The sequence below is a fragment of the Ensifer sp. LC11 genome, assembly GCF_001695835.1.
GTDB lineage: Bacteria > Pseudomonadota > Alphaproteobacteria > Rhizobiales > Rhizobiaceae > Ensifer.
In genome coordinates, this window is the sequence record NZ_MBSO01000031.1 from 15,295 (window position 1) to 28,333 (window position 13,039).

A 13,039-nucleotide genomic window follows, 5' to 3' on the forward strand; every position below is an offset into this window, starting at 1 on the left:
GTCCTTGTACTTCGGTCGCTTGCGAGCGGCAGATGCCGGATCAAGCCGGTTCCGTTTCCGCCAGTTCCTTTGCCAGCCGGTTGGCATCGGCGAGCGTCAGGTAGGTGCGGCGGCGCCATTCCGGCCGTTCCGCCGGGCAGTCGGCGCGGAAGTGACCACCCCGGCTCTCGGTGCGGCGAAGCGCGCCAACCGTGATCAGCTTGGCCGTCGTGATGATATTGGTGAAGCGCATGCGCGTGTTCTCGCGCTCCAGCTGCTCGATCTCGCGGATCGCCTTCACCAGGCTCTCACGCGTGCGGATCACGCCGACGCAGTCGCTCATGACCTGGCGCAGCACTTTTAGCTGCGGGCTGTCTTCGACGGTCACCGGATCGTCGTTTTCACCGGCGTTGTCGCCCCATTCGGTGAGCTGCGGTGTCGGGAGGCTCCCCTTGATGTTCTCGGCAATGCGGGCGGCAAAGACGACCGCTTCGAGCAGCGAGTTGGAAGCGAGCCGGTTGGCGCCATGCACGCCGGTCGAGGTCACCTCGCCCGCGGCCCAGAGACCATCGATCGAGGTGCGACCCTCGGCGTCGGTCAGCACGCCGCCCATGTGATAGTGGACTGCCGGAACGACCGGGATCGGCTGGGTCACCGGATCGATACCGGCCGCGATGCACGAAGCGTGGACGGTCGGGAACATTTCGGGGAAGTGTTTGCCCACCGCCTTGGTGCAATCAAGAAAGGCGCCGCGCCCGGCCTGAACCTCGGCAAAGACCCCGCGCGAAACGATATCGCGTGGCGCAAGCTCGCCGTCCGGGTGGATGTCGAGCATGAAGCGATGGCCGGCACCGTTCAGGAGTTGGGCGCCATCGCCACGCAGGGCCTCGGTCGCAAGCGGCGCCGGGTCCTTGCCGATGTTGATCGCTGTCGGGTGAAACTGTACGAATTCCGGATCGGCGATGATCGCGCCAGCGCGGGCAGCCATGCCGACCCCCTGCCCGCAGGCCTCCCACGGATTGGTGGTGACCGCATAGAGGTGACCGACACCGCCGGAGCAAAGCACGACAGCGCGCGCCGGGAACGACACGCGTTTCTTCGACTGACCGGCGTCCGGCCGGGCGATGACGCCGGAGATGAAACGCCCCTCGCGGACGAGTTCCTCGACGACATACCCTTCGATCACACGGATCGACGGCGTCTTGCGGACGGCCGCGATCAACGCCTCCATGATCGCCTTGCCGGCCATGTCGCCCTTGACGCGAACGATGCGACGCTCGGAATGGGCCGCTTCACGAGAAAGCAGCAACTTGCCTTCAAGGTCGCGGTCGAAGGGCACGCCGTATTCGAGCAGGTCGTGGATGCGCGCCGGGCCCTCGGCCACCATCATGCGCGTCATCTTCTCGTCGACGATGCCGGCGCCAGCGGCAAGTGTGTCGGCGACATGTTTCTCGAAGGTGTCGCCGGGGCTCATGGCTGCGGCGATGCCACCCTGCGCCCAGGCCGACGACGCGCCATGTCCAATCGGCGCGGCCGCGAGGATCGTCACGGGTCTTGGGCTCAGCTTCAGCGCGCAGAAAAGCCCGGCCAGGCCGCCACCGACGATGACGATGTCGTCAATCCCGTTGAAGGATTGCGGGCGGAAATGGTCGGTCAGCATGTTTCATTCTCCTCCAATGCGCATGCGGAACTTCTGTACAGCGACCTTTGCGCGCCCAGGCGCGCGGCGCTGTAAAGCCGGGCGCATCTCGCCCGGCGGAAATTGTTACTGCTTGAGGTTCACCATGCGTTCGACCGCGAGGCGGGCGCGATCGGCGATCGCCGGGTCGACCAGAACCTCTTCCGTCATGTTGAGCAGGCTGTCGAGGATCTTCGGCAGCGTGATGCGCTTCATGTGCGGACAGAGGTTGCACGGCTTGACGAACTCGACGCCCTCGATCTCCGCCTGGATGTTTGACGCCATAGAGCATTCGGTAACGAGCAGCACCTTCGACGGGCGATTGTCCTTGACATAGTTGATCATGCCGGAGGTCGAGCCGGCGAAGTCGCAGACGGCAATCACATCCGGGTGGCATTCCGGATGGCCGATGATCTCGATGCCGGGATTGGCTTCCTTGTAGGCGAGCAGTTCGGCCGCGGTGAAGCGCTCGTGCACCTCGCAGTGGCCCTTCCAGGTCAGGATCTTCTTGTTGGTCTGGCGCGCCACGTTCATTGCCAGATACTCGTCCGGAATGCAGAGCACCGTGTCGGACTCAAAACTCTCGACGACGTCGAGCACGTTCGACGAGGTGCAGCAGATGTCGGTTTCGGCCTTCACATCGGCGGAGGTGTTGACATAGGTGACGACGGGAACGCCGGGATAGCGCTGCTTCAGCAGGCGAACGTCGGCGCCGGTGATCGATTCCGACAGCGAGCAGCCGGCCTTGGCGTCGGGGATCAGCACTGTCTTTTCCGGGCTCAACAGCTTCGATGTTTCGGCCATGAAATGCACGCCGCACTGGATGATGATCTCGGCATCGACCTTGGCGGCGTCACGGGCGAGCTGCAGCGAATCGCCGACGATATCGGCGACGCAGTGGAAGATATCGGGCGTCTGGTAATTGTGCGCGAGGATGACGGCGTTGCGCTCCTTCTTCAGCCGGTTGATGGCATGAACATAAGGCGCATAGGCCGGCCACTCGATCGCCGGGATGAAATCCTTGACCTTCTCGTAGAGGTGCGCCGTTTCGCGGGCGATCGCCGGCGTGAAGGCAAGTTCGGGCCTTTCGATGACGCCGAAGCGCTGGGCGGCGCTGACAGGAACCGGGTTCGCCACAGCCTCAGTGCGGGTAACAAGGCGCGTCATCGAGATCTCCTCTCCGCCCCTATTTTCGGGCGGCTTTCAATTATGCTCAAATTGAGCATAATTGAACCAAAACAAAAGCGGCAAAGCCGCATGGGTTGATTTAGAAAGTTTTGTGACAGAATTCAAGAATGGAGCGCCGATTTTCACGACGCCCCCGATTTCCTCGATTTCCTCAGGCCAGCGCCGGTCGGACCACGCTCTTCTCCTCGATCGGCCAGTGGACGATCGCTGCAAAGACGCCAAGCGCCACCCCCAGCCACCACACCGGATCATAGGAGCCGAAGCGGTCGTAGAGGTAACCGCCCATCCAGACACCGAGGAACGAGCCGACCTGATGCGAGAGGAAGACGATGCCACCGAGCAGGCCCAGATGCCGTGTGCCGAACATGATGGCGACCAGCGCATTGGTTGGCGGCACGGTTGAAAGCCAGAGCAGACCCATGACGATGGCGAAGATGATCACCGACGTCGGCGTCTGCGGCAGCAGCAGGAAGGCGGTCACCGCCACCGAGCGGGCGATGTAGATCAGTGCCAGGAAATAGGGCTTCGAGTAGTGCTGGGCGATGAAGCCCGCCGACAGCGAGCCGATGATGTTGAAGAAGCCGATCAACGCCAGTGCGATCACCGCATAACGCGCGTCGATGCCGATATCGCCGATATAGGCCGGGAAATGCGCGGTGATGAAGGCGACCTGATAGCCGCAGACGAAGAAGCCGGAGACCAGCAGCAGGTAGCTCTTGTGCCCCAGCGCCTCCTTCAGTGCTTCACCGATCGACTGTTTGTAGTGTGCTTCGCTCTGGCGACCGGAGGAGGCATTGCCAACGAGCGGAATGGCAAAGAACGGCACCAGCAGCATCAAAATGCCGAGATAGACGAGGCTGTCCGACCAGCCGAAGGTGGAGATCAGCCCCTGGCTCAACGGCGCAAAGAGGAACATGCCCGCCGAGCCGGCTGCCGTGCAGATACCGAAAGCAAGCGAGCGCTGGTGCGGCGTGACGTTGCGGGCGAAGGCCGAGAGCAGGATGCCGAAGGACCCGGAGCCGACCGCCATGCCGACGAGAACGCCGCCACCGATATGCAGCCAGATCGGCGCATTGGCGAAAGCCATGATGAACAGACCCGCAGCGTAGAGAAGACCCGACATGGCGAGCACCCGCCACGTGCCGAATTTGTCCGCGACCGCGCCGAAGAAGGGCTGACTCAGGCCCCAGCACAGGTTCTGCAGCGCCATGGCAAGCCCGAAGGTTGTCCGGTCCCAGCCGGTATCTGCAAGCATCGGTAGCTGGAAAAAGCCCATTGCCGAACGCGGGCCGAAGGTGAGCATCGCAACGACCGAACCAGCGGCAATGATCAGCCAGGGCATTTCCTGGCGAGCACTGGACGGCACGGATGCTCCGGAAACAGCGGACATGGAACTACTCCGATTGATGGAGCGCGATCCTAGGCGGGTGCTAAAACAGATAAAAGCCAATTAAATTGACGCCGCGATCACCAGAATTGATGGCTGATTTAAACGCCACGGTGGAAGCGGTTGCGGAACTGCCTGGGCGTCATGCCCTTGGTTACCTTGAACTGGCGATTGAAGTTGGCGATCGAGTGATAGCCGACCGCTTCGGCGATATGGGCTATCGACCGCCCGGAGCCGGTGAGCAACGCGCAGGCCTCGCCAATTCTCAACCGCATCAGATACTCCGAGACCGGCATGTTGAGGTGGCGGAGAAACAGCCGGTGCAGACCCGAAAGGCTGAGGGCGGCCAGATCGGCGAGTTCGTCCATCGACGGGTTTTCGGCGTAGTTGAGATGGATATGATCGAGCACGCGGTCGAGGCGGCCGCGGTCGACGCTGCGCCCCGAGGGCGTGACGACACGGCTCGACAGCGGCACCGTGAGTTGCTCGCGGGCAAGGATCGTCAGCAGCGACAGGACATCGGGCAGACGTTCCTCCGGCGCCAGCCTTCGCAAGCCTTCAAACAGCGGCCGCAGCCGGGCGGCCACCTCTGTCGAAAACTGCAGACCCGGCGCCGATCGCTCGAACATCGCCTTCACGCCTTCGAGTTCGACGAACCCTTCGTCGAGCCGTTCCACCCATTCAGGATGAAACCAGAGAACCAGCGCCACATGCGGCTGAGCCTCTTCGATCTTGCTCGATGAATGCCAGGTATGCGGCAGGTTGGAGCCGACGAGCACGAGATCACCATCGTCATAGGCACCGATGTGGTCACCGATGAAGCGCTGGCCGCGCGAGTTGAGCGTCAGCGTCAGTTCGAACTCCGGATGATGATGCCACTGGAACGGAATGGAATCGTCGAGGCGGCGGTCGAGCAGGATCGACGAAGCATTTGTCGCCCTCGGTATCTTCTGCAAAACAGCCTTCATGTTGCATCACCCCGTCCCCATAAGCCAGAATAGTATCAATCTTGGCCTGCTCTGTGCAACACGGCCCCAACGGAACGGCTAGGCTTTCTCCATCGACCAATCGAACAATCAAGGCGAGGAGACATCCATGCAGGCGCTTAGAGACAGCCATCCGACAGCCGCCAATCTCGAAATCCAACTGAAGAACATCAAGAAACGGCTGCCATTGCGCGTGCTGTCGGAGGCGGACTGGCAGCACTGGATCACCAAGGGCTATGTCATTGTGCGCCAGGCGGTGCCGCCGACCAATGTCGAACGTCTCGTCGATCTGCTCTGGCGTTTCGACGAGAAGGATCCGGCGGATGCTTCGACCTGGTACGCGCCGCAGCGGCGCGAGCACAAGATGAAGGAGCTCAACAACACCGGCATGCTGGAGATCTACAACCATCAATATCTCTGGGACAACCGGCAGGAGCCCCGCATCTACGGTGCATTCGTCGACATCTGGGACCGGGAAGACCTGTGGGTGACGATCGACCGCGCCAACCTTAACCCGCCGAAAAAGGTCAAGGGCAATCCTGACGGATTCATTCACTGGGACGTCGACACCTCCATCCGACCGCTGCCGATCGGGGTTCAGGGCGTGCTGAGCCTTATGAAACAGGATGGTGATGTCGGTGGCTTCCAGTGCGTGCCGGAACTGTTCGAAAACTTCGAAAGCTGGGAGAAGACTCAAGCCGCCGACCGCGACCCAATGCACCCGGACATGACCGGTCTCTCGACAGTCAACATCGAGATGGAGGCGGGCGACCTGATGATCTTCAACAGCCTGCTCGCCCATGGCGTGCGTCCCAACCATTCCGACGGCCGCGTGCGGATGGCGCAGTACATCTCGATGCATCCGGCGCAATGGGGCAACGTCGCCGAGCGCGAGGAACGGGTACGGCTATGGCGAGAACTCGACCACCCGAAACGCGACGCTTTCCCCGGCGATCCGCGCGAATGGGAGAAGCACAACGCCTCCCCCGCCAGCCTTTCGGATCTCGGCGCCAAACTGCTCGGCATTACGCCCTGGGCTTGAGAACTCTCAAGCAATTCCAGGAAAAGTGCGAAACGGTTTTCCGTCCGGAATTGTGTATGAACTAAGCCGACGCCCGCACCTTCATTGGCCAGCGTTCAGCGCGTCGGCCGATAACCTTGACCTCATCGCCGAGCTTCAGGGTGCCTTCCTTGCGCGGCACGGCGTTCCAACCAAAGAGCACGCCGGCAACGCGTCGATCGGAGGACATGCGCTTTTCGGCCAGCCCCTGGATCGGATTGCCGCCGATGCGCTCGCCGGTGATCTGGTCCTGCGTCGTCATGATGCAGCGGGCGCACGGCTTGACGAGATCGAACACGATGCCGCCGATCTCGACGCTTTCCCAGAAATCCTCCTCCCAGGCGCCGTCGCAATCGATGAGGATATTGGTGCGGAAGCGATCCATGCCGACGGGATCCTGGCCCTTGTCAGCCAGCGTACGGTTGAGGTCGGCGAGCGATCCGGTGGTGGTGATCAAAATCGGAAAGCCATCAGCAAAGCCGACGGGGGCCGCGGTTCCCGCCCAGTCGGCGCCGACGAGCCGTTCGGCGGATGCATCCATATGCGCAAGCTTGACCGGCCGGCCAAACCATGCGGACAGGGTCACGTTCGCCGTGTCGTCGGACACGGCGGCGTCGACTTCGCTGCCCCAGACGACGACGTTCTGTCGGCGGTCGGGATCGAAGCGGACGGAAATTTCGTCCCCGCCCTTCTTCAGGTGCACGCCGCCATCGATGTGCGTGGCCTCGACCTGGGCCAGCGACTGCAATTCGCGCTGGGTGATGAAGCGCCCGTCCGGCTCAACGAGCATGAAGCGCCGGTCACCCTCGAAACCGTCGAGATTGACAACAACCGCCTCGCGGGCGATGGCGCGGCCGCTCTTCAGCGGATGAATGTTGAGGCCGGTCACCTTCATGGCAATTCCTTCATCTTCAGAAAATGATTCAGGCACCTGACGATCCGATTCACAGAGCGGCACCAATCCGTTGAAAGGCTTAGATCATTTCTCTGCTTCAGGGAAAAGAAGAAACGAACTGGCGTTGTATGTCGAGGCAATTCCGGACGGAAAACCACGATGCAGTTTTCCTGGAACTGCTCAAATTTCGTCTAGCATCATGGCAAGCACGTCGCGCAAGCGCTGCTCGCGCTCCGTCGCCAGCCGACGCCCGGCCTCGGTTTTGAAACCGTCGGCCAACCGAAACAGCTTGGTCTCGAAATGGTCGATGGCAAAGGCCTTGTCGTCGAGATCCCGCGCCTCGGCCATCGGATCAAGCGGATCGTAGAGACCGCTGCCCATGCGCCCGGCGATGTAGAAGCAGCGGGCCGCACCGACCATGCCGATCGCGTCGAGCCGGTCCGCATCCTGAAGGATTTTCGCCTCCAGAGTTTCCGGCGGGATATTGGCCGAGAAGCTGTGCGTGAGAATGGCATGCGCCACCGAGGAGACCTCCTCGGCACCCCAGCCGAGTGCCTGCAAGATATCCGTCGCCTTCTCCGCCGCCAGCCGCGATGCCTGGGTTCGGAGCGGAGAATTTTTCTCAACCGAAACGCAATCATGCAGCAGGACCGCCGCGGCGAGCTTGCGCACATTGCCCCCCTCGTCCGCGTGAATGCGCGTCGCATTCTTCCAGACGCGGATCAAGTGCGCGGCGTCGTGCGAACCGTCATCCGCGGCAAAGGCGTGCGGCAACAGTGCGGCGGCAAGTTCCTCATGCGGCGCAAAGGCTGCCGCCAGTTTCGAGATGCGTGTCACAGAGACATCCTATGGCTGTTCGGCCGGCGTTGCCGGTGTCCTTTGGGCAGTGCCCATACCGGAGAGAATCTTCTGATAGAAGAGACCGATGCCGATCAATACACCGCCAAGACCGATGAAGGACAGCGCCCGCAGGAAACCTTCGAGGTTGGACATGTCGATCAGGAATACCTTCAGGACGGCGACGAAGACCAGAATTGCAGAGGCGATGCGGATGCTCTTTGCCTGGAAACGTGAACCGAGCACGAGCAGCAGCACGCCAAGCAGCAGCCAGACGACCGAGTAGGTATAGGTTTCCCCTTGCAGGAAACCCTTCCAGGCTGCGATGTTTTCTCCTTGCCAGGCGCGGCGCACCGAGAGGCTTGCCCAGACAAAAGCAAGCACTGCACCGCTGACGGCCAGCGCCGTGACGTAGGGCATCGGCCGCCTGTTTCGTGCATACCAGGCCAAACCGGCGTAACCGAGCCCCGGCAACAGATAGCCGATCAGCAACAGGTCAAAGAACGGGATGCGCCCGAGAAGCTCGCCGCTGAAATAGGGATTGAGCCCGAAGAGATGCGCCGAGAGCACCGACAGCATCGAGAGGACGCCGATGCCCATCCCTCCGTAGAGGAAGACAGGGCTCGGGGACTTCAAGTCGAGGCTCATGAAGATCGCGGACGCACCGATCGCCAGCAGCGTATAGGTGGACTGCTCACCGAGCGTCGGCACGGAACTGTCGAGGACGCCGCCGTTCATCGCATGGCGCACAAGGATTGCCACCGTCAACAGCACGAAGAGGCTTGCGAGCGCCTGCAGGAGGTTGCGCACCCGTGTATCAGGCCAGGAGCGAAGGTAGTAGGCCGAAGCCACGAGCAGTGCCGCGGGAATGCCGTAGCCCGGCAGCAGCGCGTTGAACACCGGCGTGGTGCCGAGATTGCCGGCGCCGACGATCGTTGGCTCCCAGCCGATGCGCCCGAGAACAACGATCGCCGCCGCCCCGGTCATCCATGGAAGGATCGGCCATGTGCGGATGCGCGTCGCGACGGCGTAAGCCGTGCCGAGCACGGCAATCGCAAGCGTCGAGACGAGCCCGTCGGTCCAGGCGTGGACTGTGAGGATGAAAAGAGCAAAGGAACCGAGGACCAGCAGGCTTGCTGCCAGATCGCCATCCCCTGCCGTTTCGTCCGCGCGGTAGAGCCAATCGGCAAGCGCAAGCAACGCAACCCCGACGACGAGCGCGAACAGACCGTGCGGCAGGTCGAAGGCGTAGTTGCCCGTCATCAGGAATGACATGGCCGTCAGCGCGACTGGAACCACAGCGGCCATGAACGCCCATAGAATGGCGTATTGGGGGTGCGTGTCGAGCCGGCGCCGCAAGACGAGACCGCCCAACAGGACGAACATCGTCGCAAGCAGCATCGCCGTGACCATTGCCGTTCGGCCAGGTACGACAATTGCCGAGGCAATGTCGGCCAGCGAAGGATCGAAATAGGTCAGCACACCGCTCAGCGTCGTCAGATTCCAGACGCCGGCTATCGCACCGATTCCGGAAACGAGGGCTGGATAAACCGCAGTTGTCCTCAGGGCCCCGAACACAGCGAGCGCGGCGATGACGATAACAAACTCTGCCACTGGATATCTGATCGCCTCGACCACGGGACTGATGAACAGGAGCGCGAGCACCGCAGCCGTGATTGCCGCCGAAACGCTGATCGGCGTGTGGGGTGGCTTAAACAACCGGTCCCACGGGTCCGCCGCGGCTCCAGGCTGCTCATTTCCGTCAGACGGCTCCACGACCGGCACTCTTTCCACGCCACCCGGCCAGATCAACCCAACGCCCGCGATCACCACCAGTAGCGCGAAAGCAACCGGCTGTGGCTCGAACGGCGAGACCGCAGTGACATAGGCAAGCCCCCAAAGCCCGATGCCGGCGTTGGCTAGGGTCGGAACCACGGTCCAGCTCCGCCGGCGAGACGCCAGCAATGTCGCAAGCCACACAACCGACAAGAACCCGAAGAGGACCCAAGGCCGCGGTTCATCGCTCGCGACCAGCGCCGGCGTGATCATGGAAGCGAGCAGGCCGAGGCCGGCCAGCGCCTGCCCATGCAGCAGCGATAGCCCCACGGTCGACAGCGAAATCACCGCCAACAGAACGAAAGTGGTCACCGTTCCGATGTAGCCGTAAATGCCGTGGGCGGCATAGGCGACCCCGAACAGGGTCACGGCACCGGCCGCCGTGAGGATGCCGGGGATCATCGCGTTCTGGAACTCGTTGGCGATCACAGGCACGGCGCGCCTGCGGATGACTTCGCCGGCGGCAGCCAGCAGGAGCCCGAACAGGGCAGCGAGCGTCAGGCGCACTGCCGGGCTGAGGAGGCCGGCATCGATCGAGTACTTGACCATGAAGACGCCGCCGAGTGCCAAGGCAACGCCGCCGACCCAGACAGCCCAGCGTGCGCCGAGCTTGCTTTCGAGGCTCTCGGCAGAACGCGTCGGCATGGCGGAGACAGGCACCGTTTCTGTCGTCAGGACATCGGCGTGGCTTTCCTCCTCGCTCGCCGTCGCGTCGCTGAAGATGCGCGCACCTTCGCGCGCGCCGTCCGACGTAGCGATAACACCCTCGTCAGCCATCTCCGCCTCGACCGGTAACGCTGTCGGAGCAACGTTTTCAGTCGCTGCCTCGGGGCCGAGTCCTTCGCTTGTCGACGTGTTAAGCCGCGCTATCTCCGCCTTCAAAGCGGCGATCTCGGCGGCCAGCCGTTCGGCCGTCCGGCGGCCGCCTAGGAAGGCGGAAAGGGCCAGGATAAAGGCAACGAAAGCAAAGATTTCGAACATGTATTCCCCTGAGAGTCGCGCCGGCGCACTCTGCGCAACCATACAAACTTTTGTGCGCTCGCCAAATCCATAGACGGCCGAGCGCTGCAATCTCTTCACGGAAATGTCGCAGAACTGTCATCGGGCAACTGATACAGGCGGATGAGCACCGTGGCCCGCCACGGTGGTTTCCACGTTCAACCAGGAGAGCCGACCATGGACACGCACCTCGGACCGACCGAAGAAACCGAATTCAAGACGCTGACGGAGCGCAGGGAAGAACTGGAGGACGTCGGCCAGAACTGTTCCACCAATCCGACGATGGGCGACATCATTAATCGCCGTTTCTCCCGTCGCTCCTTCATCGGTGGATCGCTGGCCGTCGCTGCAATTTCCACGACCGTCAGTCCGCTCGCGCTTCTGACCGCTGAAGAGGCACGCGCCGAGGAAGGCTCGCACTTCGACTTCGCCGAGATCGAGGCCGGTGTCGACGAGACGCACCACGTTGCCGAAGGCTATGATGCGGACATCCTGCTGCGCTGGGGCGACAAGATCTTCGCCGACAGCCCGGACTTCGACCCGAAGAACCAGACCGCCGCCGCCCAGCAAAAGCAATTCGGCTACAACAACGACTATGTCGGCTTCATCCCGCTCGAGGGAAGCGCCGACCACGGCCTGCTCGTGGTCAACCACGAATACACCAATGCCGAACTGATGTTCCCGGCCTTCGCCTCCGTGGTGAAGGAGAAGGTGACCAAGGACGGCAAGGAAGTCGAGGAAGAGAAGGTCGTTCTCGGGAAATACAGCAAGGAACTGGTCGACATCGAGATGGCCGCCCATGGCGGCACCATCATCGAGATCCGCAAGGTCGACGGCAAGTGGCAGCCGGTTCTCGACGGCAAGCACAACCGCCGCATCACCGTCAACACCGAGATGCAGATCACCGGTCCTGCTGCCGGCCACGACCGCTTGAAGACGCCGTCCGACCCGACCGGCAGGAAGGTGTTCGGCACCATCAACAATTGCGCCGGCGGTGTCACCGCCTGGGGCACCTATATGATGGCCGAGGAGAACTTCAACGGCTATTTCAGTGGCGAGATCGCCGAGGATCACCCGGAGTACAAGCAACTGAAGCGCCTGGGCGCACCGGGCGGCCAGTATGAATGGGCCTCGTTCTACGACCGTTTCGACGTCTCCAAGGAGCCGACTGAGCCCAATCGTTTCGGCTGGATCGTCGAAGTCGATGCGCGCGACCCGACCTCGGTGCCGAAGAAGCGCACGGCACTCGGCCGCTACAAGCACGAAGGCTGCGAATCCATCGTCAACAAGGACGGCCGTGTCGTGCTCTATTCCGGTGACGACGAGCGCTACGACTATGTCTACAAGTTCGTAACCAAGGGCACCTTCAACCCTGGTGACCGCGCCGCCAACATGGACCTCTTCGACGAAGGCACGCTCTATGTGGCCAAGTTCGACGAGGACGGCACCGTCACCTGGATGCCGCTCGTGCATGGCGAAGGCCCGCTGACCGAGGCAAATGGTTTTGCCTCGCAGGCGGACGTGTTGATCAACACCCGCCTTGCCTCCGATGCACTCGGTGCGACCAAGATGGACCGCCCGGAAGACATTCAGCCGAACGCCAAGACCGGCAAGGTCTACGTCATGCTGACCAACAACACCAAGCGCAAGGCAGACGAAGTCGACGCCGCCAACCCGCGCGCCAAGAACGCCTTCGGCCATATCGTCGAGATCAGCGAGACCGATGGCGACTTCGCCTCGCTGAAGAGCCGCTGGGACGTTCTGCTGAAGTGCGGCGATCCAAGCGTTGCCGAGGTTGGCGCGTCGTTCTCGACGGCAACCACCAAGAACGGCTGGTTCGGCATGCCCGACAATTGCGCGATCGACGCGGACGGCCGGCTCTGGGTTTCGACCGATGGCAACAACCAGAAGGAAACCGGTCGTACCGACGGCATATGGGCGATCGACACCGACGGGGCCGCCCGTGGCACCTCGAAGCTCTTCTTCCGGGTGCCGGTCGGCGCTGAAATGTGCGGCCCGTGCTTCAACCCGACGTCGGACACGTTCTTCCTCGCCGTCCAGCACCCGGGCGATGCGGGTCTTGCCACCTACGAGACCCCGGCAACCCGCTGGCCCGACTTCAAGGACGACATGCCGGTGCGTCCGGCCGTCGTCGCGGTCACCAAACAGGGCGGCGGCCGCATCGGCTGACGCA

General features: G+C 62.4%; 9 protein-coding genes. 2 read left to right on the forward strand and 7 right to left on the reverse strand.

Features of this window, described 5'->3' with window-relative positions; translation table 11 throughout:
• Positions 1 to 40 precede the first annotated feature (40 nt).
• The 4 genes from BBX50_RS20665 to BBX50_RS20680 form a co-directional block, all read right to left on the reverse strand.
• The gene (locus BBX50_RS20665; RefSeq protein WP_065777207.1) at positions 41 to 1,639 is read right to left on the reverse strand and encodes an L-aspartate oxidase; all 1,599 of its coding nucleotides are present in this window, start codon (positions 1,637 to 1,639) and stop codon (positions 41 to 43) included.
• A gap of 105 nt (positions 1,640 to 1,744) precedes the next feature.
• Positions 1,745 to 2,824, reverse strand: a complete 1,080-nt coding sequence (gene nadA / locus BBX50_RS20670) for a quinolinate synthase NadA (RefSeq protein WP_065777208.1) — start codon at positions 2,822 to 2,824, stop codon at positions 1,745 to 1,747.
• 172 nt (positions 2,825 to 2,996) lie between these two features.
• Positions 2,997 to 4,235 carry an MFS transporter gene (locus BBX50_RS20675; RefSeq protein WP_065777209.1) on the reverse strand — a complete coding sequence of 413 codons (1,239 nt, stop codon included), beginning with the start codon at positions 4,233 to 4,235 and terminating at the stop codon, positions 2,997 to 2,999.
• Between the two features lie 98 nt (positions 4,236 to 4,333).
• Positions 4,334 to 5,200 carry an AraC family transcriptional regulator gene (locus BBX50_RS20680; protein ID WP_065777210.1) on the reverse strand — a complete coding sequence of 289 codons (867 nt, stop codon included), beginning with the start codon at positions 5,198 to 5,200 and terminating at the stop codon, positions 4,334 to 4,336.
• A gap of 127 nt (positions 5,201 to 5,327) precedes the next feature.
• Between BBX50_RS20680 and BBX50_RS20685 the strand changes: the two genes are divergently transcribed.
• A complete protein-coding gene (locus BBX50_RS20685; RefSeq protein ID WP_065777211.1) occupies positions 5,328 to 6,260 on the forward strand; it encodes a phytanoyl-CoA dioxygenase family protein in 933 nt (310 codons plus the stop codon).
• Positions 6,261 to 6,321: 61 nt separating this feature from the next.
• Here the strand turns inward: BBX50_RS20685 and BBX50_RS20690 are convergent, their stop codons facing one another.
• The 3 genes from BBX50_RS20690 to BBX50_RS20700 form a co-directional block, all read right to left on the reverse strand.
• Positions 6,322 to 7,173: an MOSC domain-containing protein gene (locus BBX50_RS20690; protein ID WP_065777212.1), complete on the reverse strand. Its 852-nt coding sequence runs from the start codon at positions 7,171 to 7,173 to the stop codon at positions 6,322 to 6,324.
• A 180-nt stretch (positions 7,174 to 7,353) separates the two neighbouring features.
• On the reverse strand, positions 7,354 to 8,010 hold the full coding sequence (locus tag BBX50_RS20695) for an HD domain-containing protein (protein WP_065777213.1): 657 nt from the start codon (positions 8,008 to 8,010) through the stop codon (positions 7,354 to 7,356).
• A gap of 9 nt (positions 8,011 to 8,019) precedes the next feature.
• Positions 8,020 to 10,827 (reverse strand): DUF2339 domain-containing protein, encoded by a 2,808-nt coding sequence (locus BBX50_RS20700; protein ID WP_065777214.1) that lies wholly within the window; start codon positions 10,825 to 10,827, stop codon positions 8,020 to 8,022.
• A 195-nt stretch (positions 10,828 to 11,022) separates the two neighbouring features.
• Here BBX50_RS20700 and BBX50_RS20705 point away from each other — a divergent pair, with 195 nt between their 5' ends.
• Positions 11,023 to 13,035, forward strand: a complete 2,013-nt coding sequence (locus BBX50_RS20705; RefSeq protein ID WP_065777215.1) for a PhoX family phosphatase — start codon at positions 11,023 to 11,025, stop codon at positions 13,033 to 13,035.
• Positions 13,036 to 13,039: the final 4 nt, after the last annotated feature.

Coding starts and splice junctions, on each gene's coding strand:
- BBX50_RS20665 (WP_065777207.1), bottom strand. CDS start 1,639: ATGCTGACCGACCATTTCCGCCCGCAATCCTTCAACGGGATTGACGAC.
- nadA (WP_065777208.1), bottom strand. CDS start 2,824: ATGACGCGCCTTGTTACCCGCACTGAGGCTGTGGCGAACCCGGTTCCT.
- BBX50_RS20675 (WP_065777209.1), bottom strand. CDS start 4,235: ATGTCCGCTGTTTCCGGAGCATCCGTGCCGTCCAGTGCTCGCCAGGAA.
- BBX50_RS20680 (WP_065777210.1), bottom strand. CDS start 5,200: ATGAAGGCTGTTTTGCAGAAGATACCGAGGGCGACAAATGCTTCGTCG.
- BBX50_RS20685 (WP_065777211.1), top strand. CDS start 5,328: ATGCAGGCGCTTAGAGACAGCCATCCGACAGCCGCCAATCTCGAAATC.
- BBX50_RS20690 (WP_065777212.1), bottom strand. CDS start 7,173: ATGAAGGTGACCGGCCTCAACATTCATCCGCTGAAGAGCGGCCGCGCC.
- BBX50_RS20700 (WP_065777214.1), bottom strand. CDS start 10,827: ATGTTCGAAATCTTTGCTTTCGTTGCCTTTATCCTGGCCCTTTCCGCC.
- BBX50_RS20705 (WP_065777215.1), top strand. CDS start 11,023: ATGGACACGCACCTCGGACCGACCGAAGAAACCGAATTCAAGACGCTG.